The following is a 23,048-nucleotide window of genomic DNA, read 5'->3' on the forward strand; positions in this document are numbered from 1 at the left end:
AGTGCAAGTTGGTCTCAGGTCTTGTCGCGATCCTGCCTGATCGCAAAGTCAGTCGGGCGGCGAACCGGGATCAATAAAGAACAACGCACGCCTTCGGGTTCAAACTTCAGGTCGACAGGATGACGCAGTTCGTGCGCCACGATCTTCTCGATCAGTTCAGTGCCGAAGCCACGCTTTCGTCGCAGCGCAGGATCGATTGGCGGTCCACCCCACTCCATCCATTCGATTCTGGCAACGTCTTCCCCGGCCATTTCCCAGTGGATTTTCACACCGCCGCTTTCGACGCTCAACGCGCCATACTTTGCCGCGTTCGTCGCAAGCTCGTGAATAGCAAGGCCCAGTGACAACGCATCGTTGGGGGCCAATTCAACATCGGGCCCGCTGATCTCAAGCATGCGCTGTTCATCCTGCGCATAAGGCGCCAGTTCGGCTTGAACCACCGCAGCAACCGGCGTTGTGCCCCAGTCCGATTGGGTCAACAAATCATGTGTGGCTGAAAGCGCCCGAATTCGCCCTTCCAGGCTATCGGCAAAATCATGGACGCTGTCAGACCGGCGGCGCGTGAGCGAGATGATCGAAAGCACATTGGCCAAAGTGTTCTTGACGCGGTGATTCAGTTCACGGGTCAGCGAATTTCGGATCGAAGATTGCTGTTCAAACCATGACAGGGCAATCCGGTCTTCCATGGCCTGCTGGGTCAACAACCGCGCCAGCACCAGCAGCAAGGTTGCCACAAGCAGGCCGAACAGCAACGTCAGGGCTGATAAGCTGGACAGCATCGGCGTGGTCGGCGCTTCCACTTCGACCACGAACTTGTGGGCGGCAATCTCGATCTGGCGCTTCACCGTCCGGTTTGATGCGCGATCAGGCGCAGTTTGTGCCATCAGCATCGCCGCCGGCGTGCCATTGGCGGCCGTGCCCAGATCGAACAGGCGCACGACCGCACCTTCCAACTGATCGGCACCGATCGCAGACTGCAAGAACCGCTGGGCATTGAACTGCGAATAGACATAGCCTCGCAGATTGCGGTCCGGGCCATCCTGGCCAAGGGCAAATACCGGCATGTAGATGATAAAGCCCGACCGCCCGTCAGCCTCTCCTTCATATTGCAGCTCAACTCGGCCCGTCGCCGTCGGCTGGCCTGATCGCTCTGCTTTCAGCATAGCAGCGCGTCGTTCGAATTCCGAAAACATGTCGAAGCCGATGGTCTGCTGATTGCGTTCGGTCTGTGGCTCGACAAACATGATCGGGGCCACGTTGGGCAAGGGCGTCTCTGCAAGGGCCGAGACTGGCGACGAGACTGACGACGAGACTGGGGGCGAGACTGGCGACGGGATCGGCGCCGAGGTAATGGTGAAGTCCACCACACCCCCGGTTCGCATGATCGCTTCCACCACCGGCACATCGGCCCGCCGAACCTTCATGGCCCATCCGATGCCGTCCGAACCCACAAAGCGCCCGTCCAGATGCAATTGCTTCACGAATGTTCGAAACAGCGGCGCTTCAACCATATGTTGCGTGGCAAACAGCGCGGCGCTCGACCGGAGATAGGCGGAGTTCACATTCGATTGCCGCTCGATGCCCGATGCAACATCGCGGGCAACCTGCTCGATCTGGGCAGTTTCGCGCTGATACTCAGTGCGCTCGATGGCAAAAACACTCAGTACGGTAACCGTCATCGTCAGCGTGAAGATGCCGACAGGCACCCCCCGCGGGAAGCGTTCATACCACCTTGGCGTGAGCTTCTTTTGGGCAAGAAGCCTCTCCATAGCGATTCAGCACACCTTCCAACTTGCGGCCGGTATCTCTCCAGACCAGTGAACACGCATCTATGCCAATGCGAAGACCTTCATTCCATTGCATCTTTTTCCCACCAAAGGAATTGCAAGATGCAATCAACCGGAACCGAAATGTAAAACGGGAACCGACCGGCAGCGATATCGTTCCACAATTGAACCGCTGGCCGCAGCCGTAACAGTATTGGTCAATTGACCAGTGTCTGGAACGGCGGCGCAACAGCTTGTATTGTACGCATCTGCCGCGCCGTTGCGGTCCACATTGAACAATCCCTGGGGGGGAGGCGTTGACAGAGCGAATGCCGAAAGAGCCATCCATGAATTCCGGTAAGCAAAAGCGGAAAGGTGCGAAATCGCAGCCTCCCGAATGGGCTGACGGTTTGAAACGCCTTTACGATTCCGTGCTGGATGAACCGTTGCCAGATTCGTTTGCCCAGTTGCTCGACAAACTCGATGATCCGTCCAATGGCTGAGGCTGATCCCATCGCCAATGTCACCCCGGCCGATAAGGTCGATACCGCGCCACGCCCTGCGCAGGATCCGGTTTCTTTCAAACGAGAGTTGACAGGCGTCATTCCGCATTTGCGCGCGTTTGCCCGTGGCCTGTGCGGGCGCCCCGATCTGGCCGACGATCTGGTGCAGGAAACCCTGCTCAAGGCATGGGCTGCGCAGGAAAGGTTTGAACCGGGCACATCAATGCGTGCATGGACCTTTGTCATCCTGCGCAACGCCTATCTCACAGACATGCGCCGCAATCGCTTCCGCGCGGATTACGATGAAACCGTGGCGGAACGTATTTTGGTGGCTCCAGCTGCACAAGAAGGGCCGATGCACCTTTCGGACATGCACCGGGCATTGCTGACGTTACCGCCTGAACGGCGCGAAGCACTCCTGCTCGTGGGTGCCGGTGGCTTCAGCTATGAAGAAGCAGCGCAGATCTGTGGCTGCGCCGTTGGTACGATCAAAAGCCGCGTAGGCCGTGCGCGAGCCACGCTGACGCAGATGATCGAACATGGCCAGATCCCGCGCCGCAGCACAGGCGATGCCGTTGCGCATTCGGCTATCATGAGTGAGCTTGAGCAAACGGTGCTACACGGACACCGAGACTGAGAGAAACGCCGGGAATTGCCGCGCACGCAACTTGGCGTGTCGGCCTTGGCAGCAAGAAAACGGGGCCGTCAGCTTTTCATGAGCTGGCGGCCCCTTTCGTGTTCAGCGATCAGGCCGGATAGGTCCAGTTGCCTTCGCGTGCGAAGTTTTCTGCCGCAAAATCCCAGTTCAGGTGCTTGGCAGTCACGGCCTTCAGGTAATCGGGGCGCAAGTTCTTGTGATCAAGGTAATAGGCGTGTTCCCACAGATCGATCACCAGCAGTGGCTTTGCATCGCCATGGGCAAAAGTGGCGGCATCATGGGTCTGCTCAACCGCCAGCTTGCCGTCCTTTACCACCAGCCACACCCAGCCCGAAGCGAAGTGCGCGGTGCCTTGCGCCACCAGTTCATCGTTCAGCTTTTCCAGCGAACCGAATGCGCCGTCGATGGCAGCGGCCAGTTCGCCCGATGGCGCGCTGGCTGATGGGGCCATGCTGTTCCAATAAAACGCATGGTTCCAGCTTTGGGCCGAATTGTTGAACAGGCCCTTGTCGCCCTTGGCTTCTGCGGTCGCAATGATGTCTTCAAGGCTGGCATCGGCAAGATCCGTGCCTTCGATGGCGGCATTGGTCTTGTCGACATAGGCCTTGTGATGCTTGCCATGGTGGGTTTGCAGCGTGGTGGCCGAGATGGTTGGCGAAAGTGCGTCATCGGCATAGGGCAGCGCGGGCAGGATGATTGCCATGTTGGTTTCAGTCCTCTGGTTGAAATCTGCGGTACAGATCAACGCACGAAATGCGCATTGGTTGCCCAAGCGCAAGCTGCCGAAGCGGGCGAGACGATTGCGTTTTTCACCACAGCAGTTGCAATCAATGCACTAGGGCTGGATGTCGCGCTCATGCCCGCGATCAACCGCGGCGGTAACTGCCACATCCAGCGTGACGTTGCCCAGCGTGCGCATCAGATCGGGCAGGACTTCCACCGCCACCAACAGCGCCAACGGCTCAATCGGCACGCCCATGGCAATGGCGATGGGGCCAACCGAGGCGACAAAACTGATTGACCCTGGCAGGCTGACCGAACTCAAAGAGACGAGGATCGCCACGGCAAACCCGGCTATCATCGCCATCGGCGTTAGCGCCACGCCATAAAGATGCGCAACATAGACCGCGACCGCCAGATTCATCGCCGGGCTGGTCGCACGAAACAGCGCCACGGCCAGCGGCATTACGAACTCCGCTGTCGTCTCGCGCACGCCCAGATTGCGGCATGCGCCCAGCATGGCGGGCAGCGATGCGAGCGAGGACTGCGTGGACAATGCAAAGGCCTGCACCGGCACCATGGCCTTGGCAAAGCCGATCAGAGGCTTGCGCGCCAGAAGCACCGCAATGCCATATCCGGCCAGCGGCACCACGGCCCCGGTCAGCACCACGATCAGAATGTAGTGCGCCAGCGCGCCGATCACCGCCGTGCCGCTTTGCGCTGCCACCGCAAGGCTCAGCGCGAAAACACCCAGCGGGGCCAGCGCCAGCACCCAGCCGATCACCACCAGCATGGCCGAGGCAAGCGCGGCAAAAAACGTGGTCATCACTTCACGCTGCGGCCCGGCCAGCCGCGATACGGCCAGCGCGAATACTGCCATGAACAGGATCAGCGGCAGCATCCGGTCGTTCGCCGCAGCATCCAGCACGTTGGTCGGCACGATAGACCGCAGGAAATCGGCTATGCCCGGCACCGGCCCTGCATCTTTGCCCGAAAGCGTCTGACGCAGCGCTGCGCCCGCATCTGCCGGGATCGGGATCAGTGCGATCAGAGCCGGGGTAACCACCAGCGCCGCACCTGCACTGAATGTCAGCACAGCAAGGAACAGGCCAAGACTGCGCCGAGCCAGCGCGCCTGCACTTGCCGTCGCCACTGTCTGCGTCACCCCGGTAAAGAGCAACGCGGCAACCAGCGGCACGATCGTGGCCTGCAATGCGCGCAGCCACATTTCGCCAATCGGCTTCACCCAGGTTTCTACCAAAGGCAGCGCCGATGGGGCTGCAAAAGCCACAAACAGCCCGCCCCCCAAACCGGCGATCAGGCCAAGGAACGTCCACACCGCAGGCACTTGTGCAATCGGCGGCAATGCCATTGCTGCCGATGTCAGCTCCGGCTTGGACGAATTTTCGGAAGGCGGTAAGGTCATGTTGAGGTGACATTAGCTATGTCACGCGGCATGGCAATGTGGGCGCTGGCAAAAGGGCGCGCAAGCAAAGGGGAAAGCCGTTTAATGGCACGCAAGTTCTTCGGCACCGATGGCATCCGCGGGCGCACCAATGCCGGCGTGATGACCGCCGCCACCGCGATGAAAGTGGGGCAGGCCGCTGGCACCTATTTCCAGCGCGGCGATCACCGCCACCGCGTGGTGATTGGCAAGGACACGCGCCTGTCGGGCTACATGATGGAATCGGCGATGGTGGCAGGCTTCACCTCAGTCGGCATGGACGTGGTCCTGCTTGGCCCAATGCCCACACCTGCCGTCGCCATGCTCACCCGCTCTATGCGCGCAGACCTTGGCGTGATGATCTCGGCCAGCCACAATCCTTATGAAGACAATGGTATCAAGCTGTTCGGCCCCGATGGCTACAAGCTGTCTGACGAGGCAGAACTCGCCATTGAAGCGCTGCTCGGACAGGATCTGGATCTGGCCGATGCCACAATGGTTGGCCGCGCCCGCCGGATCGAAGATGCGCGCGGCCGCTATATCCACGCCGTCAAAGCCAGCCTGCCCGATAACGTGCGGCTCGATGGACTGCGCATCGTGCTCGATTGCGCGAACGGTGCGGCCTATCACGTCACGCCATCGGCGCTGTGGGAACTGGGTGCAGAAGTGATCGCCATCGGCGTTGAACCCAACGGCAAGAATATCAACCTGAACGTCGGCTCCACCCACCTCGATGCGATAAAGGCCAAAGTGCGCGAAACCCGCGCCGATATCGGCATTGCGCTGGATGGCGATGCCGACCGACTGATCGTGGTGGACGAAAAATGCCAGACAGTGGACGGCGACCAGATTATGGCGCTGATCGGCACGCAACTGCACGCGCGCGGCGAATTGCGCGGCGGCGGCGTGGTCGCCACAGTCATGTCCAACCTTGGTCTTGAACGGCACCTAAATGCCCACAACCTGCACCTGGAGCGCACTGCGGTGGGCGACCGCTACGTGCTGGAGCGCATGAAGGCCGGTGGCTTCAACGTCGGCGGAGAACAATCAGGCCACATGATCCTGACCGACCATGCCACCACCGGAGACGGCACCGTTGCCGCGCTGCAGGTGCTGGCCGCCATGGTGGCAAGCGGAAAACCTGCCAGCGAACTGCTGCACTGTTTCGATCCGGTGCCGCAGCTGCTTAAAAACGTGCGCTTTTCCGGCGGGAAGCCCTTGGAAGACAAGTCGGTAAAGCAGGCCATTGCCGAGGCCGAAGCCCGCCTTGCCGGCAAGGGCCGCCTCGTCATCCGCCCCTCCGGCACCGAACCCCTGATCCGCGTGATGGCCGAAGGTGATGATGCGGGCGAGGTGGAAGCCGTGGTCGACGATATCTGCAACGCCGTGCGGAAGGCCGCGTAAATGCTTGAAATGCGCCCCGATTGCGAACGCTGCGGCCTAGACCTTCCCGCCGAAGCTCCCGGCGCGTTCATCTGCTCGTTCGAATGCACCTTCTGCGCCGAATGTGCAGAGGGGCTCGATGATCGCTGCCCCAACTGTGGCGGCGAGTTGATGGACCGCCCCACGCGCGCCAAGGCGCTACATGCGAAGAGCCCGCCGTCGAGCGTGCGCAAGTTCAAAATCTAACTTTCCGTTCGTGTCGAGCCCCTCGTCACGCTCGGGATAAACTTTGGGCTTTGCCCAAAGTCGAGACACTTGCTCGCCGTGTCTCGACTTCGCTCGACACGAACGGATGGGGTTTGCATAACAATCCAATGACCCCACCCCGCATCCTTTCCATCGCAGGCTCCGATTCCGGCGGCGGCGCTGGCATTCAGGCCGATATCAAGACGATAACGATGCTCGGCGGCTATGCCATGACTGCCATCTGCGCGCTGACCGCACAGGACACGACCGGCGTCCACGCTGTGCTTCCGGTCGATCCCGCCATGGTCGCCTCCCAGATCGACGCCTGCATGAACGATATTGGCGTGGATGCGGTAAAGATCGGCATGCTCGGCTCGCCCGAAATCGCCGCCGTGGTGGCTGACCGGTTGGAAAAGCTTGGCATTCCTATCGTGTTCGATCCGGTCATGATCTCCACCAGCGGCGCGGCACTGGCCGATGCCGCCACAATTGCAGCGTTCGAGCGACTGATGGCCATTGCCACATTGACGACGCCAAACGTGCCGGAACTGGTTGCGTTAGGCGGCGATGCCGCCATGCGCGCGCGCGGCGTGGCCTATATTGCCAAAGGCGGTGACGCAGAAGGCGTAGATGTAACCGATCGCCTCGTCATCCCCGGCCAACCAGAGCGCGTGTGGACCGCCCCGCGCATCATCACGCGCCACACCCACGGCACCGGCTGCACGATGTCGAGCGCCATCGCCACATTCCTTGCCAGTGGTGCATCGCTGGAAGAAGCCGTTGAAGACGCCCGCGAATTTGTCCGCGCAGCCCTGCTGTCCGCCCCCGGCTTTGGCGCAGGCCATGGCCCATTGGGCCATCAGGCGGTGCGCTGATCCCAGTTTCCGGTGACGAAGTCCTCGCGGGTCAGCGCATAGTACACGCTGTCGCACCACATATCGCCCACCAGCCAGGTCCGTGCCTGCCGGTGCGTTTCGGCAAAGCCCAGCCGTTCGAGCAGACGCATTGAGGCCTTGTTGCGCGGATCGACATCCGCCGTCACGCGCGGCAAGCCATGCACCGCAAAGCCGCGTTCGATCACCGCCCGCACCGCCTCGCGCGCCAGCCCCTGCCCCCAGACCGCCGGATCGAACAGATAGCCCAGAACGGGAAAGCGATAGAATCCCGCCTTCCCAATCACTTGGCCATCACGCTCGACGATAAAATCCTCGCCCTGCGCAGGCTCGATTTCCACCATATTTCCCAGCCATTCCCGCGTCTGCGCCTCGCTGTCATGCGGCGGGGTGGACCAGTATGCCATGGCGCGCGGCTGCTTCATGATAGCGTGCATTGCGCCCAGATCCTGGTCCGGGCGCACTTGGCGCAGGAGCAACCGGGGCGTGCAGATCATCGCATCAGCAGTCCAGATCGTAAAACTTCACGATATGGCTCCAAGCCTCTTCTGCCGTTTCGACAGGGGTGAACAGTTCAAGATCGTCAAAGTTGATCACGCCTTCTTCGGCCAGTGCCTGAAAATTCACGACGCGGCTCCAGAAATCCTTGCCGAACAGCAGGATCGGGATCGGCTGCATCTTGCCCGTCTGGATCAGCGTGAGCAGTTCGAAGAATTCGTCAAACGTGCCGAATCCGCCGGGGAACACGGCCACGGCGCGCGCACGCAGCAGGAAATGCATCTTGCGCAGCGCGAAATAGTGGAACTGAAAAGACAAATGCGGCGTGACATGGGCATTGGGTGCCTGCTCATGCGGCAGGACGATGTTGAGCCCGATCGATTCGGCGCCCACTTCCTCGGCCCCCCGATTCGCGGCTTCCATGATCGAAGGTCCGCCGCCAGAACAGACGACGAATTGCCGTTTGCCGTCCTCAACCACACCGCAAGTGCTGGCGATTTTGGCAAGCTGTCGCGCCTGTTCGTAATACTTTGCCTTGGCCACAAGGCTCTCCACCACGGCCTTGCGCTCGGGCGTGGTGGCCGTGGCCAGCGCGGCATCGGCCATTTCAGGGGAAGGAATGCGCGCCGAACCATACATCACCAACGTGGAGCCAATGTTGGCCTCATCCAGCAGCATTTCGGGTTTCATCAGTTCCAGCTGGAACCGGACGGGGCGCAATTCCTCGCGCAGGAGGAAGTCAGTGTCGCGGAAGGCCAGCCGGTAGGCCGGGTCCTGCTGTTGCGGGGTGGTTTTTGGGTGGCTCTCAACAAAACCGGCTTCTTGCTCGGCCTTGTAGAACTTGCGTGTGGTCAGCTCGTGCTGCTTTTCTTCTTCGGTCATAGGCCCCTAAGTCGGGCGAACCGGCAGAAAGTGCAAGAGGTTACTCTTTTGGTGACTGGTTCAGAACTGGCTGGCGGGTGCTGCCAGATTTGCTGACGCACCCGCTCAGGCAGATAATCAGCGGACAGCGATCTGGTAAGCGGTTGGCAAAACGTTGCCAGCGCTGGCGACCTGCTGTTCGATCCGCGAACGGATGTCTGCAACGACGTCGGCCTTGCATTCACGGCTGCGCGCTTCAAGCGACAGGTGGATGTTCGAAAGACGCTCACCACAAACGCGGCGGGCGGCCTGGTTCATGCGGATGGAAAGCTGGCGCTGACCATCAACTGTGCCCAGATCGAGATTGCCGAGCTTCAGGACCACACTGTCTTCAACCAGCGGGCTTGATGGGCTGGCGGCGTATACGGGTGTGGCGGCAATAATACTGGCGGCCAGAGCCGCAATCGAAGCCTTCAACATTTCTATCTCCTGCAAAACCTGGTCGCTCTTCGTCGACTCTACTGGAGATATAGGCTTCAGCCGCGCAAATGGCAACAAATCACGGCCGCGAACCGCATTATTACGGGCGAAGCTACTACTTCATACTTTCAGCATAGTCGCTCCGCTCTGAAAAGCTCTACGTCAATTGCCGTATAGAGCAATGGTGCGCGATGGGTGACATTGAAGTCATGCAAAAGCTTCGCAAACCATTGCTTGCCCTTCTCGCTGCTTCGGCCCTTGTCCCGACATGGGCTTGGGCAAAGCAATCCACCCCATCGACAAAACTTGAGCGGTGCGGCGAACGGACATGTCTGCGGATTTCCGGGCAGCGCGATGATCCTGCGGCAACCGTGTTGATTGAACAGCACGAAGTTGCGGTCTCAGGCGCAAAACGGTGGCACGTATCACTGCCATTGCAAACCGTGCGCAATTGGAGCGCGCCTGCCGCGCGCGCAATCTCCGTAGAGATTGTGGGCAAGGAGAGCATTCAGACGAAGGCTCAACTGCCCATCGGTGTGTTCGGCGGCACCACCAACCTCGCCTTTCTGAGCATCAGCGCGCCGTAATCCTGCCCTGCCGGTGAAGCACGAAGGAGTGCGATTTCTGAACCGGCTTCCACCTGATCGTCGCGCGCGCCGAACCCTTTCGGGCTTGCGTCTTGCACTTTTCGTATCGGTCATGGCGTGCCAGCCCGCAGCCGGTGCCGAGCCGTTCCGGCCGCCCAGCTTTACCCCGTGGATTGATGGGACCGCTACAGACGAGCCTGAAACGCAGGTTCAGATGATCGATGCGGATACGGTCGTCATTCGGCAATCGGTGCGGACGAACTTCGAAGCGCCCTTTCTTTATCTGGTGTTCGGGCAAGACCGTGTCCTGCTGCTTGATAGCGGCGCGGGCAATGTCCGCATTCGTCCTGTAGTGGATCGCCTGATTGCAGCATGGCGCAAGCGGCACAACGACCGCCCGCTACACCTGATCGTGGCGCATTCGCACGGGCACGGTGATCACCACGCAGGTGATTCTGAATTTGCCGATCGGCCTGATACGACCGTGGTGGGCCTTAAGCCCGAAAACGTCGCGGCCACTTTTGGCATAAGCGATTGGCCCGAAAAGACCGCGCGGTTTGATCTGGGCGGACGGGTTCTGGATATCATTCCAACCCCGGGGCACGAACCGGCGCACATCATGATCTATGATGGCCAGACGCAACTGTTGTTTTCCGGCGACATGCTCTATCCGGGACGGCTCTATGTCCCCGCCGGGCAATTTGCCACCTTCCGCGCCAGCACAGAACGGTTGGCAGACTTTGCAAAGATTCATCCGATAAAGGCGCTGCTTGGTGCGCATATCGAAATGACGAGCACCCCGGGGCAGGATTATCCGATGCAGGCCGCAACCCATCCGGCTGAACGTGCCTTGCCGCTTTCGCCCGCCGTCATCGAAGAGCTGCGGCAGGCCCTGGCCAGTGCCCCGTCGCCGCCGACGATTGACCGGCACGCCGATTTCATCGTCTATCCGCGCCCGCCCCGCCCTAATCCATAAAGGAAAGGCTTTGCACCCCCGCGAAGGCGGGTGCCTCGTGCCTTTTACGTAAGGGCGGTTTATACGGCCTGAGGTCCCCGCGTGCGCGGATACGCATCAATCTTGTGAGCCTGCGTTCAGGTGAGAGTGTATTGCAGCTCATCCCGTTATGCGGACGATCAACCAGTGGTCTGCACTGTGCCGCCCAACTGAACACCCATGTCGCTTCTCGTGTTGTCATCGCGGGCAAATGCCTCGCCATACAGCATCTTGCGGAACCGATTGTGGATCAGCTTGTGCTCCAGAATGCGGCCAACAATCCAAAGAGCAAAGAAAATGCCCATGTAAATATAGGCGGTCTGCATTGAGGGCTTGCGGTTGCGCTTGCCCATCTCGCTACCGTCTTTTTTCTTCTCGGGAACCGGCGCGCCGAGCAGTTGGTCAACCGGGTTCATCGGCACGTCTTCGGGCTTTACCAGTTGGCGCTTCTTGGCCGCCTCTGCCTTGGCCTTCACCACTTCGGGCGGGTTGCGCCACTTGTCGATGGCCACCCCGGCATGGCCCAGCCCATAGAAGAACAACGGGGCCAGAAAGCAGGCCAGCAAGGCCCGGCTGGTCATGTCATAGAACAGCTTGCCATTTGAAATCACCAAAGTGCCACGGTCAAAGATCGACATCTTGTCTTGCGGCAGCGGGTTGTTCTTTGTGAACGTCAGCGTATCGCCATCAATCTGATATTTGGTGTTATGCTTCTGGAAAAGCTCTTCCAGCTTGCCAAAGGCCTGCTCAGGGGCTTCGGATGGATCGATCTCGATCTGTCCCTTGGTGCGCCAAATCCAGTCAATGTATGGCAGGTTCACAATATCATCCTTCGCAAACGGCGCGGGTGGAGCGCGGTCACTGTCCACTGTGAAAAGTGGCATTTCCGCGCCCCATCACGTCGGGCTCATTATTCTGCAGGGACCGCGCTCATTGGCCCACGGGCAGCCAGCTTTTGCCGGATGATCTTGTAGGACTCGGTGAACGTGTAGTGCATCGTTTCCCAGATCGACATCCGGCGGCCACCTTCCTGGCCCAGCAGCTCGGCTTCACCGTCAAGGCAGGTGCCATGCATGCGGTCGATCCAGATCCACGTGCCGGCATAGTTGCTGCGGGTCGCTTCATAATCCTGCGCGTGGTGCAGGCTGTGATGCTCGGTCGTGTTGAAAATCTTGAACCACCAGCGCGGCGTGTTGAAACGGATGTTGCAGTGCTGATAGCTGCTCACAGCCATCCCGAAGGCCCCTGCCAACAGCGCGGCGCGCGGCAGGAAATCGAACAAGCCACCGATGCCAAGGCCGATCAGGAAGATTTCGATCGGGTTGCCGATCGCGCCCTTTTGTACGTTCAGTTGCGTCACATAGTGGTGCGGCGCATGCGTCAGCCATAGCGGGTGCCAGTTGTGCATGCCGCGGTGCATCCAATACTGGAAATAGTCACCGATGAACGAGATCATTACCGCCTGAAGCAGCAGCGGCAGGCCCATGAACCATGCAAACTTGGCCAGATCAAACGTGTCTTGAAACCACGTAATGATCGCTTCGCTGTTGATCGGGCCAAACACCACCCGCACGAACATCGCGCCCATGGCCACATAAAACGTGTCGCAGGCCAGCTCTTTCCAGGTGTGCTGCCAGCTTTTGTAGCGCGGAGAAATCCACTCCATCGACAGCATCATCACCTTGACGATATAGCCGATCCACAGCGTGACCGATGGTTTGATCCAGGCTGCTGGGGCGTAGTAATAGAACGCGACGACCAGCACGAGAAACGCTGGCTGAAAATACGTGAAGATGAATTGCTTCACCGGCCCGCCTTCCACGCGGCCCAGATTCTCAAGCCCGCGCGTGATCGGGGCACTGACCATATATGCAGGTTTTTCGGCAGCTATCGCTTCGCTCATGGCATTTCCCACGACAAAATGGTTCGAAAATACTGATTTTGTGGTGGAACATTACCGCGCCTGACCGATTCCGGTGTTACGTCGTTTAACGTAGCTGCCCTTTGGTGAGCCTTGGCCCACCCCCCCGCCTCTCCCCGAGCAGGCTCCGGGCATACGTCAAACAACACATATACCCCCCGCCAGTGATGCGTAACTTTGCAACTCCAAGCTGGAATGAGCGTGAGCCGTAAATGGCCGGAGCCATCGCATGGGCGGGGTGAGCCTAGGTTAAGTATCTGATAGACCGGGGGAAATCATGAGGAATTTGAAGCAAACGCAACTCAGGCTGCTCTCAGCGACTTTCCTGGCGGGCATCATCGCCATGCCAGCCCAAGCGCAGGAACAGGCTCCGCAAGACATGGCATCCGATGAAGCGGCGGGCCAGAACGAGCTTGTGGTCACCGCAACGCGGCGCTCCTTGTCGCTGCAAACTGCGCCGATCAACATATCGGCGGTCGATGGTCCATCACTCGAAAACAAGCGACTTGATGACGTGGGCGACCTCGGCCTGTTCACGCCCGGCCTGACCGTGCCGGACACCGGTCCGCGCACCGCCAACAGCATTGTCATGCGCGGCATCACCTCGGGCGGTCCCGGCGGAGCAAACCGCGACACGGCGGTTGGTGTCTACCTTGGTGAGATTCCGCTCTACGTCGATTTCAAGTTCCTTGACATCAACCGCGTGGAAACGCTGCTGGGGCCTCAGGGCACACTCTATGGCTTGGGAACACTGGCGGGCGCAATTCGCTACATCCCTAACCGCCCGAACTTCTCGAAGCTTGAGGCCGAAGGCCACGCTCGCATCTATGATGTGGCTGAATCCGAAGGCGTCGGCAGCGTTGTTGATGCCACGATCAACATCCCGATCATTGAAGACAAGGTCGCCCTGCGCGTTACCGGCGGGTACTTCAGCGATCCCGGCTTCATGGATTCGCCATTCCTCGTACGCACGCTTGGCGTCTCGCTGCCGCAGCCCGATTTTAACAATCCGCAGGCGGTTGAGGCAAACCTCTATCGCGGCAAGGATTTGAACGACGAGCAAACCTATTCGGTCCGCGCACAGCTTGGCTTCGATTTCGGCTGGTTGCGTCCGACCTTCAGCTACATCCTGCAGGAAACCAGGTCTAACGGTACGCAGACCAATGGCGGCTTTGGCGCAAGGTACACGCTGAACCCCATTGGCGTGCCCTTCCCGGATGGTCAGTGCGTCTATGCCAACTGCCGTGGTGTGCTGGGCACCGGCAAGTATGAAAACGGCCAGCGTGTTCTGCAGCCTTCACGCCGCAAGGCCGAAATGTTCGCCGCCGAAGTTGAAATCGACGTCGGGGACATCGCCAAGATCGTGTCGGCAACGGCCTTTACAAGGCAAACCCTGTCCAGCCAGGCCGATGTCACTGACCTGCTGCTCGATCTTGATTATGACTACGAACTGTTCCCCGCCTTCGCTGGCCGGACCAATTCGGACAGCAACCCCAAACAGTTCAACCAGGAAATCCGCATCGTATCGGCTCACGGCGGCCCGATCGACTGGGTCCTCGGCGGCTTCTACAACCGGTTCGAGCAATACACGTTCAGCGCCGAACGCACACCCGGATTACCTGAATTCCTGGGCGTTTTCCGGCCCGATGGTCTGGAGTATATCTCGTTCACCGATATCGACAACAAGGAACAGGCGTTATTTGGCGAAGCCACCTGGCACATCACCCCTGCCTTCCAGGTCACGGGCGGCGTGCGCTATTACAAGTACTCGGCCTTTATCTCGGGCGCAACCGACACGCCGCTAACCGGAGGCGGTCGCCGCCGCACGCCTTATCCGCTGATCCAGTTTGATCCGTCGCGCATCCGCTCTGGAGAGACTGAGAGAGACGGATTCGTCTACAAGCTGAACGCGTCATACGAATTCAGCCCGGAACTGTTCGCTTACGCGACCTACTCCACCGGATACCGCATCGGCGGCGTAAACCGCGTTGCGCCTTGCATCCAGCCGCTCCCGCTGGGCCAAAACGTCTGCGCCCTACCCAACGAACTTGGCTTCGGGCCAGACGAAACCACGAACTATGAAATTGGCCTTCGTTTCAGTGTTTTGGATAAAAAGCTGCAAGGCACGGTCAACCTCTACAATGTCGAGTGGACTAACCTGCAACTCGGCAGCCAAACGGCAAATGGCGCAGTTGGCATAACGACCAATGCAGGCGGTGCCCGCAGCCGTGGCGTTGAAGCAACTCTTGCGCTCAATCTCGGCAGATTGAGCCTGTCGGGCAACTATACCTACCTTGATGCCAAGCTGACCAAGGATGCACCGGGATTGATTGGCGGGATCAGCGATGGCTTTGGAGTCGTCGTCGACGGCCAGCCAACCGCAGGGAATGCCTTCGTGGGTGATCGCCTGCCCGGAACCTCCAAGCACGCCGGATCGATCACCGCCACCTACACGGTGCCATTGGAGAACGACAACGAACTGTTCCTGCAGTGGACCACGGCGGCACGCAGCGATGTCCTCTCCACCACCGGCAAGCGCGGATATGGTGAAGCGATCCCCGGCTATTCCACCAGCCGCACATCGATCACCTACAAGACGCCGCAACTGGATATCACGCTGTTCGCCAACAACGTGTTCAACAAGTACGCCACCGTCAGCGTATCGAACGACTACACGCTGGCCCGTCAGAACGATGGCGTGATCATCCGCTCGTACGGCTACGGCGTAATCCAGCCCCGCGTGGTAGGCGTGGAATTCCGCGGCCGCTTCTAAAACTGAATCCCATCCGGCGGCACACCCGCCAACACACAGGGGCATGGTCCGGTTCACCCGGCCCATGCCCTTTTTGCATGAAGTAAAGGCCACGCACGCGCCCAAGCACCACCGAAAACGGCGGTGACCTAAACAGCGTGTTTTCAGGAAGGATGGATGCCCCGCGAGGATTCGAACCTCGATAGACGGAATCAGAATCCGTAGTCTTACCATTAGACGACGGGGCAGTGTGTGGCGGGCACCTAAGGGGGCGCCGGGTGCAAGTCAAGCGCGCGGATAGGCATTTTTGGACGAGGGGCCGGTGGTCGGGGCCTTGCGGGCAAGCCGTTGCAGCGCTAGCACTGTGCCCAAGTACCCGGCGGCATGAAGCGGCACGGGAAAACATAAGCGAATACATGTCATGGCGGGAATCATTCCGCCGACCAGCGGGCAGGTTGCGCGTTTTGGCAGCAAGAAGGGGCAAAGGAAAAAGCCTCGCAAGCCACGCAGCAGTGCCGGGAGCGCAATTCCTCCCGAACCGGTCGGCAAGACGAGACCGCCCGCATTGCGCGGTAGCGGGACGAATGGTGAAATTGCAGGGAGCGCAGCACCTCTCCCCCAACCCGTAACTGCGCCCGCAACTGGGCCCGCAACTTCACCAGCAACCGACAGGCCATCAGCACCTGCATTCACAGCAGCGCCCACGGGCTGGCAAAGGTCAGCGCCGCACTACCGGCAGTCTTATGCCGCCATTGATCTTGGCACCAACAACTGCCGCCTGCTGATCGCACGGCCATCGGGCGAACACTTCGTGGTGATCGATGCCTTCAGCCGCGTGGTGCGGCTGGGCGAAGGTCTGGCGCAGACCGGGCGGCTATCGGATGCCGCAATGGACCGCGCGCTGGCGGCACTGCATGTCTGCGCCGAAAAGCTGCGCAAGCGCAATGTCCACCTCGCCCGTTCGGTGGCAACCGAAGCTTGCCGCCGCGCCACCAACGGGCAGGCCTTCATTGATCGCGTGCTGGCCGAAACCGGCATCCACCTGAACATCATCACCGCGCAGGAAGAGGCGCGGCTGGCGGTGCTGGGTTGCCACATCCTGCTAGAACAGGGCACCGGCCCCGCCATGATTTTCGATATCGGCGGCGGATCGACCGAAATGGTGCTGGTGGAAACCGGCGAAACCGTGCCGCGCATCCTCGATTGGCAATCGGTGCCGTGGGGCGTTGTCTCCCTCACCGAAAGCATCGGGCCGATTGCCGATGATCCGCAGGCCCGCGCCGCCGCCTATGCCGAAATGCGCCGCCGCGTGGATGAAGGCTTTGCCGATTTCTGCGAACGCGTCAGCCCGATGCGCAGTGCCGCGCGCGGCGATGGCCGCATCCGTCTGCTCGGCACCAGTGGCACGGTCACCACGCTGGCTAGCGTGCACCTGGAACTCCCCCAGTATGACCGGCGCGCGGTCGACGGGCTGGTCGTGCCCGCAACCTCGATGCGCGATATCAGCCAGCGACTGGCGGTGATGACGCCTGCCGAACGCGTCGCCCTGCCCTGTATCGGGCGCGAACGCTCCGATCTGGTTGTGGCAGGCTGCGCAATTCTCGAATCGATCCTCGATATCTGGCCAGCCGACCGGCTGGGCATTGCCGACCGCGGCATCCGCGAAGGCATCCTGCGCAGCCTGATGGCGATCAGCCCGGATTCGCCAAAAAGCCCACGCGGCCCCAAGGGAACGGAAGCAGCATGAGCAGATCCGACAAGAACCCTCATGAGCGATTGAAGACCGCCAAGGGACGCTCTGCCTCATCGGTCCGCTGGCTTTCGCGCCAGTTGAACGACCCTTATGTCAAACAGGCCCGCGCCGAAGGCTGGCGCAGTCGCGCCGCGTTTAAACTGATCGATCTGGATGAAAAGTTCACCCTGCTGCGCAATGCCAAGCGTGTGGTCGATCTGGGCATAGCGCCTGGCGGGTGGAGCCAGGTGGTGCGCAAGAAGGCCTCTGCTGCCAAGATCGTCGGCATCGATTTGCTGCCGACAGAGCCGATTGAGGGCGTGACCATTTTCCAGATGGACTTCATGGCCGACGAGGCCCCGCAGGCCCTGTGCGATGCGTTGGACGGGCCGCCAGACCTTGTCCTGTCCGATATGGCCGCCAACACCGTGGGCCACAAACAGACCGACCATCTGCGCACGATGGGGCTGGTGGAAACCGCGGTGGACTTCGCCGTGCAGACGCTCAGCCCCGGCGGCGCCTTCGTGGCCAAAGTCTTTGCAGGCGGCACCGATGCCGAACTGCTCAGCATCCTGAAAAAGAACTTCACCACGGTGAAGCACGCCAAGCCGCCCTCCAGCCGCAAGGATTCGTCCGAATGGTATGTGATCGCGCAAGGCTTCAAAGGGCGGGCCGAAGCTGCGCCTGAGTGAAGTTTGATCTGAAGCACCCAACCTCAAACCCACCCCCAACCCCTCCCGCTTGCGGGAGGGGAGCGAGACTTACTGAGCCAAAGGCGAAGTTAGTCACAGCGGGGTGGGCTTCCCAAGCTCTCGGGCAAAACTAATGCCTCAATTCCCACGAAAAAGAGCGCCCGGAGCAATCTCCGCGCGCCCTTTTTCACATTTGCGTTCGGCAAATCAGGCGGCGGGTGCCGCTTCGCTTGCCGCGGCATCAGGGGCCGCTTCGCTGGCAGCTGCATCAGCCGGAGCATCAGCAGCAGGGGCCGCTTCAGCCGCTGGCAGGGGCAGGTTTGAACCCAGCGAGTTGAGATAGAGAATCACGTTGGCGCGGTCTTCGCCCTTGGCAAGGCCAGCGAACGACATCTTGGTGCCGGCGGCAAAAGCCTTGGGGTTCTTCAGCCACGCATCCATCGTGGCAAAGTCCCAGTTTCCGCCCTTGCCCGCAAGGTCAGCCGAATAGGCAAACCCGGCGTGCTTGGCGATAGGCTTGCCCAGAACGCCATAGAGGTTCGGGCCAATGCCATTGGCACCGCCTTCGTTCGGGGTATGGCAGGCCTTGCACTTGGCAAACACCGCTTCACCCTTGCCCACGTCACCTGCGGCCAGCAGATTCGGCAGCGGCAGTTCAGCCACAGCTCCGGCAGCGGCCTCTTCCACCACGCCTTCAATCGCATAGCCCATCGTTTCAGGGCGGTGCTCTTTGTCAGCCAGGAAATAGTGGCCCGAAAGGCTGGAAAGCCCCAGAGCCACGATGCCTCCGAACAAGCCCCAGCCGGCGATGGTATTGAAACGATCGTCCATTTAAGAACCCCAATGGCGCACGCCAGCACCTTGCCAGCACCCGCGCGAGTTGAGGGACCCTCTAGTCAGCGCCATGCTGCAGCGCAAGCCGGTTTGACTCCCAAAAAGCCCACAAAAATGTGTTGTCACTTGCCCGCAAGAACGCAGCAGCCTAACGCGCAGGCGTTATGCAGAGCTATCCCGCCCCCGCGCTTGCCCTTGTTGAAAAGATGGCCGCTGCCGCCGCAGCCGATCCGGCGCGCGCAGTTGCGTTTCAGGGCGCACCGGGGGCCAACTCGCACCGCGCCGCGATGGAAGCCCTGCCCGATGGCCTGCCCCTGCCGTGCTTTTCGTTCGAAGATGCGCTCGATGCGGTAAAAGAAGGCCGCGCCGGATGCGCGATCATCCCGATCGAAAATTCGCAACACGGGCGCGTGGCCGATATCCACTTCCTCCTGCCCGAAAGCGGGTTGTCCATCGTGGGCGAACATTTCCTTGAAATTCACGCCGCGCTGATGGCGTTGGGCACCGGCCCCTTCACCGCTGCCTACAGCCACCCGCAAGCGCTGGGCCAATCGCGCTTCTATTTGCGCGAACGGGGCATCGTGCCAATGAGCTATGCCGATACCGCCGGCGCAGCGGCCTTCGTGGCTGAACTTGGCGATCCGGCCGTAGCGGCGCTGGCCCCACGCATCGCCGCAGACCTCTATGGCCTCAAAGTCATCGAGGACAATGTCGAGGACGCGCACGACAACACCACGCGCTTTGTGATCCTGTCCAAATCGCCGCTTGATCCCGCCACTATCACCGGCCCTGCAATGACCACTTTCGTGTTCGAAGTGCGCAATATCCCCGCCGCCTTGTATAAGGCGCTGGGCGGCTTTGCCACCAATGGCGTGAACATGACCAAGCTGGAAAGCTACCAGCGCGGGGCCAGCTTTGCCGCGACTGCATTCTTCGCCGATATCGTCGGTGCGCCCGGCGATCGCGCGGTCGATCTGGCGTTTGAGGAACTGGGCTTCTTCGCCAAGGACCTGCGCATGCTGGGCACCTACCCGATGGAACGTATCCGCGGCTGACGTATTCGGGGCTGACGTATTCGAGACTGGCCACTTTCGGGCATAGGGGGCGGAGTGAGTTGCGCTTGAACCGCATCCCCGCGCGTGCAAGGTTGCAGGGGTGACGGCACCGGCGGCGGCAAATTCGGCAGAGAATAACGCAGCAGCGCAAGCGGCATGGCGCTCTGTCCGCGATTCGTCGGACATTCAATTCGCCCCCGTGCCCCCTGATCCGCCGCCCGTCACGCCCGAATGGCTGAAAAGCCTTGGCGAATGGCTGGACTGGCTGCTCAAACCCCTGGGAAATCTGCTGGGTGGCAGCTGGAGCATGGTCGAAAAGCTGCTGATCGTCGGCGCTGGGCTGGGCGCTCTATGGATCGTATGGGCTTTCCTCTGGCCGCTGTGGTTGGCGCGCAAGGGCCGCGCCAAAGTGGCCGCGCCCGAATGGACACCACCGCGCGAAGAAGCGCTGGCGCTGCTCGAAGATGCTGACAGGCTGGCCGCGCAGGGCCTTTATGGAGAGGCCGCGCACCTGCTGTTGCGGCGCAGCGTGGGACAGATTGCCCGCGCCCGGCCCGATTGGCTCACCCCTGCCAGCACCGCGCGCGAGATTGGCGCGATCACCGGCCTACCCGCTGACGCGCGCACCGCCTTCGGCACGATCACAGCCCTTGTTGAACGCGCCCGCTATGCGCTGCGCCCGCTGGGGGCAGAGGACTGGTCCACCGCGCGTGCGGCTTATGCCCGCTTTGCGCTGGAACCGTTGGGAGCTGCTGCTTGAGCACTGCGGCCTCACCCTTTTCCCGCGGAACGGTGATCGGCATGTTGCTGGTCGGCGCGCTGTCGTTTGCCGCGCTGCTCTGGTTTTTGGGCAACAACACCGGCGGCAGCGGCAACAATGGCGGCGCGCATGTCGGCGGCAAAGGGCTGACCGGCTTTGCGGGCCTTGCCAAGATGCTCGAAGCCGATGGGCTGGAGGTGCAGCGGTTGCGCAACCGGAAGGCGTTGGAGAGCGCGCCGGGCCTGCTGATCCTGACCCCGCCCGCCGAGGCCGAGGGCAAGGAAATCGCCAAAATCGTCGAAGCGCGGCGCTATGTCGGGCCAACGCTGATTGTTGCGCCCAAATGGCTGGCGATGGACACCAATTCGTCCAAGGCCAAGCGGGGGTGGGTGCAGATCGTTTCTACCGCAACGCCCGAATGGCGGGGCTTTGCCGATGACGTCACGGTCGAACTCAGCAACGACAAGAAGCCTCCCGCAGGCGGCTGGCGTGTGGGTGAACGGCGCGGGAAGCTACCCGATGACAAGTTGGTCGAAAGCGGATCTGGCAAGGGATTGGTGCCGATTGTCAACGCCGGAAACGGCAAAGTGCTGGCCGCGTGGCTGGACAATGACGGCTATTACCCGGCGCTCAACGAACTTGCCGGGATCGACGAAGAGTATGGCGGGGATGATGAAGACGCCTACCCGGTCGTGCTGGTGTTCGAACCTGACCTGCTGGACAATTGGGGACTGGCTGACCGCGATACCGCGCTGCTCGCCCGCGATCTGGTGCTGGCCACAGCAGATTATAGTGACGCGCCGATTGCTTTTGATATGACTTTCAACGGCTTCGGGGCCAGCCGCAACCTGCTGACGCTGGCGTTTGAACCGCCGTTCCTGGCCGCCACGATCTGCCTGTTCCTCGCCGCGCTGGCCGTGGCATGGCGCGCGCTCCACCGCTTTGGCCCGGCGCTGCAAAGCGGGCCAGAAATCGCGATGGGCAAGGCCGCGCTGGTGGCCAATGCCGCCGGACTGATCCGCCGCGCGGGTCGCGTCCACCTTGCCAGCGCGCCCTATGCCGATGCCGTGCGTGAACGGATCGCGCTTGCCCTTGGATTTCCCCGTGGGCTGGCTCCCGATGAGGTGGAGCGAATGATCGACACCGCGCAGGAACGCCGCGCCATTCCCGGCCCCCCATTTTCCAGCGCCGCCAAGCATTTGCGCGATGCGCGCAAACCCCATGAGGTGACCCGCCGCGCGCTGGTGCTGCAACAGATAGAAAGGCTTCTGAAGTGAACCTAGATACACCTAGAATGACTTTGGCCGACCTTGGCGCGCTGTCCGCCGCCATCCGGGCCGAGGTCGGCAAGGCTGTGGTGGGGCAGGAGCCAGTGCTCGACCACCTGCTCGTCGCGCTCTTTGCCGGTGGCCACGTCCTGCTTGAAGGACCGCCGGGAACCGCCAAGACGTTCCTTGCGCAAACCTTCGCGGCCACGCTGGGGCTGGACTTCGGCCGCATCCAGTTCACCCCCGATCTGATGCCGGGGGATATCCTCGGCTCCAACCTGTTCAACTTCCAGACCAGCCAGTTCACCCTTACGCGCGGCCCGATTTTCCACGAACTGCTGCTGGCCGACGAAATTAACCGCACCCCGCCCAAAACGCAGGCCGCGCTGCTCGAAGCGATGCAGGAGCGCCGCGTGACGCTGGATGGCGAGGCGCACGCCCTGTCGGACCGCTTCATGGTGGTGGCCACGCAGAACCCGATCGAGAGCCAGGGCGTTTATCCCCTGCCTGAAGCGCAGTTGGACCGGTTCCTGTTCAAGCTGCTGGTTGAATACCCTTCGGCAGAGGAAGAAGCCCGCATCGTCACCCGTTATGGCGAAGGACGCGGCGCACCAAAGCCTGCCGATCTGGGCGTTGTGGCAGTGGCCGATGCCGCGCAATTGAAGGCCGCACAAATGGCCGTCGGTGCAGTCACGATGGCCGAAGCGGTGGTCGATTACGTCGTCCGCCTGATCCGCGCCACGCGCGAAAGCGGCGATCTGGTGGTAGGCGCCAGCCCGCGCGCGGCCGTGTTGCTGGCAGGCGCTGCCCGCGCCCGCGCTGCGCTGGATGGCCGCGAATACGTGATCCCCGATGACGTAAAGGCGCTCGCCACCGCCGTCCTTCGCCACCGCCTGATGCTCAGCCCGGCGGCGGAAATCGAGGGCAAGCAGGTGGAAGCCATAGTCGCCGCGCTGGTGGAAAGCACGGAAGCCCCCCGTTGAGCAAACCGCCCGCCTTGC

23 protein-coding genes and 1 tRNA gene are annotated in these 23,048 nt (G+C 61.1%); 14 read left to right on the forward strand and 10 right to left on the reverse strand.

Going from position 1 to position 23,048, the window contains the following annotated elements; translation table 11 throughout:
• Positions 1-14: 14 nt before the first annotated feature.
• Positions 15-1,706 carry a CHASE domain-containing protein gene (locus tag AC2A1F_RS07780; protein ID WP_484208217.1) on the reverse strand — a complete coding sequence of 564 codons (1,692 nt, stop codon included), beginning with the start codon at positions 1,704-1,706 and terminating at the stop codon, positions 15-17.
• A 407-nt stretch (positions 1,707-2,113) separates the two neighbouring features.
• Here AC2A1F_RS07780 and AC2A1F_RS07785 point away from each other — a divergent pair, with 407 nt between their 5' ends.
• Together AC2A1F_RS07785 and AC2A1F_RS07790 are read left to right on the forward strand one after the other, a co-directional pair.
• A complete protein-coding gene (locus AC2A1F_RS07785) occupies positions 2,114-2,269 on the forward strand; it encodes a NepR family anti-sigma factor (protein WP_484208218.1) in 156 nt (51 codons plus the stop codon).
• On the forward strand, positions 2,262-2,906 hold the full coding sequence (locus AC2A1F_RS07790) for a sigma-70 family RNA polymerase sigma factor (RefSeq protein WP_484208219.1): 645 nt from the start codon (positions 2,262-2,264) through the stop codon (positions 2,904-2,906). Before AC2A1F_RS07785 ends, AC2A1F_RS07790 begins: the two co-directional genes overlap by 8 nt.
• 109 nt (positions 2,907-3,015) lie before the next feature.
• Here the strand turns inward: AC2A1F_RS07790 and AC2A1F_RS07795 are convergent, their stop codons facing one another.
• Positions 3,016-3,630, reverse strand: coding sequence for a superoxide dismutase (locus tag AC2A1F_RS07795; RefSeq protein ID WP_484208220.1), 615 nt, complete (start codon positions 3,628-3,630; stop codon positions 3,016-3,018).
• Positions 3,631-3,762: 132 nt separating this feature from the next.
• The gene (locus AC2A1F_RS07800; RefSeq protein ID WP_484208221.1) at positions 3,763-5,073 is read right to left on the reverse strand and encodes a dicarboxylate/amino acid:cation symporter; all 1,311 of its coding nucleotides are present in this window, start codon (positions 5,071-5,073) and stop codon (positions 3,763-3,765) included.
• 84 nt (positions 5,074-5,157) lie between these two features.
• Between AC2A1F_RS07800 and glmM the strand changes: the two genes are divergently transcribed.
• The 3 genes from glmM to thiD all read left to right on the forward strand — a co-directional run bounded on the left by glmM (position 5,158) and on the right by thiD (position 7,595).
• A complete protein-coding gene (gene glmM, locus AC2A1F_RS07805) occupies positions 5,158-6,495 on the forward strand; it encodes a phosphoglucosamine mutase (RefSeq protein ID WP_484208222.1) in 1,338 nt (445 codons plus the stop codon).
• The gene (locus AC2A1F_RS07810; protein ID WP_484208223.1) at positions 6,496-6,720 is read left to right on the forward strand and encodes a DUF1272 domain-containing protein; all 225 of its coding nucleotides are present in this window, start codon (positions 6,496-6,498) and stop codon (positions 6,718-6,720) included.
• Positions 6,721-6,848: 128 nt separating this feature from the next.
• Positions 6,849-7,595: a bifunctional hydroxymethylpyrimidine kinase/phosphomethylpyrimidine kinase gene (gene thiD / locus AC2A1F_RS07815; protein ID WP_484208224.1), complete on the forward strand. Its 747-nt coding sequence runs from the start codon at positions 6,849-6,851 to the stop codon at positions 7,593-7,595.
• Here the strand turns inward: thiD and AC2A1F_RS07820 are convergent.
• The 3 genes from AC2A1F_RS07820 to AC2A1F_RS07830 form a co-directional block, all read right to left on the reverse strand.
• Positions 7,580-8,110: a GNAT family N-acetyltransferase gene (locus AC2A1F_RS07820; RefSeq protein ID WP_484208225.1), complete on the reverse strand. Its 531-nt coding sequence runs from the start codon at positions 8,108-8,110 to the stop codon at positions 7,580-7,582. The two genes, thiD and AC2A1F_RS07820, sit on opposite strands and share 16 nt — an antisense overlap.
• A 4-nt stretch (positions 8,111-8,114) precedes the next feature.
• Positions 8,115-8,993: an LOG family protein gene (locus AC2A1F_RS07825; protein ID WP_484208226.1), complete on the reverse strand. Its 879-nt coding sequence runs from the start codon at positions 8,991-8,993 to the stop codon at positions 8,115-8,117.
• Positions 8,994-9,110: 117 nt separating this feature from the next.
• Positions 9,111-9,452 carry a UrcA family protein gene (locus AC2A1F_RS07830; protein WP_484208227.1) on the reverse strand — a complete coding sequence of 114 codons (342 nt, stop codon included), beginning with the start codon at positions 9,450-9,452 and terminating at the stop codon, positions 9,111-9,113.
• Between the two features lie 230 nt (positions 9,453-9,682).
• Here AC2A1F_RS07830 and AC2A1F_RS07835 point away from each other — a divergent pair, with 230 nt between their 5' ends.
• Both AC2A1F_RS07835 and AC2A1F_RS07840 read left to right on the forward strand, forming a co-directional pair.
• On the forward strand, positions 9,683-10,039 hold the full coding sequence (locus AC2A1F_RS07835) for a hypothetical protein (RefSeq protein WP_484208228.1): 357 nt from the start codon (positions 9,683-9,685) through the stop codon (positions 10,037-10,039).
• A 112-nt stretch (positions 10,040-10,151) separates the two neighbouring features.
• Complete coding sequence (locus tag AC2A1F_RS07840; RefSeq protein WP_484208229.1) at positions 10,152-11,015, forward strand: MBL fold metallo-hydrolase; 864 nt, start codon at positions 10,152-10,154, stop codon at positions 11,013-11,015.
• A gap of 158 nt (positions 11,016-11,173) precedes the next feature.
• On the opposite strand, the gene AC2A1F_RS07845 is transcribed toward AC2A1F_RS07840, so the two are convergent.
• Together AC2A1F_RS07845 and AC2A1F_RS07850 are read right to left on the reverse strand one after the other, a co-directional pair.
• Entirely contained in the window at positions 11,174-11,854 is a 681-nt protein-coding gene (locus tag AC2A1F_RS07845) for a hypothetical protein (RefSeq protein WP_484208230.1), read from the reverse strand.
• 89 nt (positions 11,855-11,943) lie between these two features.
• Positions 11,944-12,936 carry a sterol desaturase family protein gene (locus tag AC2A1F_RS07850; RefSeq protein WP_484208231.1) on the reverse strand — a complete coding sequence of 331 codons (993 nt, stop codon included), beginning with the start codon at positions 12,934-12,936 and terminating at the stop codon, positions 11,944-11,946.
• Between the two features lie 295 nt (positions 12,937-13,231).
• On the opposite strand from AC2A1F_RS07850, the gene AC2A1F_RS07855 reads away from it, so the two are divergent.
• Positions 13,232-15,727, forward strand: a complete 2,496-nt coding sequence (locus AC2A1F_RS07855; RefSeq protein ID WP_484208233.1) for a TonB-dependent receptor — start codon at positions 13,232-13,234, stop codon at positions 15,725-15,727.
• A gap of 153 nt (positions 15,728-15,880) precedes the next feature.
• Here AC2A1F_RS07855 and AC2A1F_RS07860 read toward each other — a convergent pair.
• A tRNA-Gln gene (locus tag AC2A1F_RS07860) sits at positions 15,881-15,954 on the reverse strand.
• Between the two features lie 173 nt (positions 15,955-16,127).
• Here AC2A1F_RS07860 and AC2A1F_RS07865 point away from each other — a divergent pair.
• The gene (locus AC2A1F_RS07865) at positions 16,128-17,453 is read left to right on the forward strand and encodes a Ppx/GppA phosphatase family protein (RefSeq protein WP_484208234.1); all 1,326 of its coding nucleotides are present in this window, start codon (positions 16,128-16,130) and stop codon (positions 17,451-17,453) included.
• The gene (locus AC2A1F_RS07870) at positions 17,450-18,130 is read left to right on the forward strand and encodes an RlmE family RNA methyltransferase (protein ID WP_484208235.1); all 681 of its coding nucleotides are present in this window, start codon (positions 17,450-17,452) and stop codon (positions 18,128-18,130) included. The genes AC2A1F_RS07865 and AC2A1F_RS07870 overlap by 4 nt, the downstream gene beginning before the upstream one ends.
• A gap of 207 nt (positions 18,131-18,337) precedes the next feature.
• Here the strand turns inward: AC2A1F_RS07870 and AC2A1F_RS07875 are convergent, their stop codons facing one another.
• The gene (locus AC2A1F_RS07875) at positions 18,338-18,961 is read right to left on the reverse strand and encodes a c-type cytochrome (protein ID WP_484208236.1); all 624 of its coding nucleotides are present in this window, start codon (positions 18,959-18,961) and stop codon (positions 18,338-18,340) included.
• A gap of 167 nt (positions 18,962-19,128) precedes the next feature.
• Between AC2A1F_RS07875 and AC2A1F_RS07880 the strand changes: the two genes are divergently transcribed.
• The 4 genes from AC2A1F_RS07880 to AC2A1F_RS07895 all read left to right on the forward strand — a co-directional run bounded on the left by AC2A1F_RS07880 (position 19,129) and on the right by AC2A1F_RS07895 (position 23,030).
• Entirely contained in the window at positions 19,129-20,019 is an 891-nt protein-coding gene (locus AC2A1F_RS07880; protein ID WP_484208237.1) for a prephenate dehydratase, read from the forward strand.
• A gap of 100 nt (positions 20,020-20,119) precedes the next feature.
• Positions 20,120-20,779, forward strand: a complete 660-nt coding sequence (locus AC2A1F_RS07885) for a DUF4129 domain-containing protein (protein WP_484208238.1) — start codon at positions 20,120-20,122, stop codon at positions 20,777-20,779.
• Positions 20,780-20,820: 41 nt separating this feature from the next.
• Complete coding sequence (locus tag AC2A1F_RS07890) at positions 20,821-22,056, forward strand: DUF4350 domain-containing protein (RefSeq protein WP_484208989.1); 1,236 nt, start codon at positions 20,821-20,823, stop codon at positions 22,054-22,056.
• Between the two features lie 17 nt (positions 22,057-22,073).
• The gene (locus AC2A1F_RS07895; protein ID WP_484208990.1) at positions 22,074-23,030 is read left to right on the forward strand and encodes an AAA family ATPase; all 957 of its coding nucleotides are present in this window, start codon (positions 22,074-22,076) and stop codon (positions 23,028-23,030) included.
• Positions 23,031-23,048: the final 18 nt, after the last annotated feature.

This window comes from Novosphingobium sp. HNCC26BN242 (genome assembly GCF_057180525.1).

Coding starts and splice junctions, on each gene's coding strand:
- AC2A1F_RS07785 (WP_484208218.1), top strand. CDS start 2,114: ATGAATTCCGGTAAGCAAAAGCGGAAAGGTGCGAAATCGCAGCCTCCC.
- AC2A1F_RS07790 (WP_484208219.1), top strand. CDS start 2,262: ATGGCTGAGGCTGATCCCATCGCCAATGTCACCCCGGCCGATAAGGTC.
- AC2A1F_RS07795 (WP_484208220.1), bottom strand. CDS start 3,630: ATGGCAATCATCCTGCCCGCGCTGCCCTATGCCGATGACGCACTTTCG.
- AC2A1F_RS07800 (WP_484208221.1), bottom strand. CDS start 5,073: ATGACCTTACCGCCTTCCGAAAATTCGTCCAAGCCGGAGCTGACATCG.
- glmM (WP_484208222.1), top strand. CDS start 5,158: ATGGCACGCAAGTTCTTCGGCACCGATGGCATCCGCGGGCGCACCAAT.
- AC2A1F_RS07810 (WP_484208223.1), top strand. CDS start 6,496: ATGCTTGAAATGCGCCCCGATTGCGAACGCTGCGGCCTAGACCTTCCC.
- thiD (WP_484208224.1), top strand. CDS start 6,849: ATGACCCCACCCCGCATCCTTTCCATCGCAGGCTCCGATTCCGGCGGC.
- AC2A1F_RS07820 (WP_484208225.1), bottom strand. CDS start 8,110: ATGATCTGCACGCCCCGGTTGCTCCTGCGCCAAGTGCGCCCGGACCAG.
- AC2A1F_RS07825 (WP_484208226.1), bottom strand. CDS start 8,993: ATGACCGAAGAAGAAAAGCAGCACGAGCTGACCACACGCAAGTTCTAC.
- AC2A1F_RS07830 (WP_484208227.1), bottom strand. CDS start 9,452: ATGTTGAAGGCTTCGATTGCGGCTCTGGCCGCCAGTATTATTGCCGCC.
- AC2A1F_RS07840 (WP_484208229.1), top strand. CDS start 10,152: ATGGCGTGCCAGCCCGCAGCCGGTGCCGAGCCGTTCCGGCCGCCCAGC.
- AC2A1F_RS07850 (WP_484208231.1), bottom strand. CDS start 12,936: ATGAGCGAAGCGATAGCTGCCGAAAAACCTGCATATATGGTCAGTGCC.
- AC2A1F_RS07855 (WP_484208233.1), top strand. CDS start 13,232: ATGAGGAATTTGAAGCAAACGCAACTCAGGCTGCTCTCAGCGACTTTC.
- AC2A1F_RS07865 (WP_484208234.1), top strand. CDS start 16,128: ATGGCGGGAATCATTCCGCCGACCAGCGGGCAGGTTGCGCGTTTTGGC.
- AC2A1F_RS07870 (WP_484208235.1), top strand. CDS start 17,450: ATGAGCAGATCCGACAAGAACCCTCATGAGCGATTGAAGACCGCCAAG.
- AC2A1F_RS07875 (WP_484208236.1), bottom strand. CDS start 18,961: ATGGACGATCGTTTCAATACCATCGCCGGCTGGGGCTTGTTCGGAGGC.
- AC2A1F_RS07880 (WP_484208237.1), top strand. CDS start 19,129: ATGCAGAGCTATCCCGCCCCCGCGCTTGCCCTTGTTGAAAAGATGGCC.
- AC2A1F_RS07890 (WP_484208989.1), top strand. CDS start 20,821: ATGTTGCTGGTCGGCGCGCTGTCGTTTGCCGCGCTGCTCTGGTTTTTG.
- AC2A1F_RS07895 (WP_484208990.1), top strand. CDS start 22,074: ATGACTTTGGCCGACCTTGGCGCGCTGTCCGCCGCCATCCGGGCCGAG.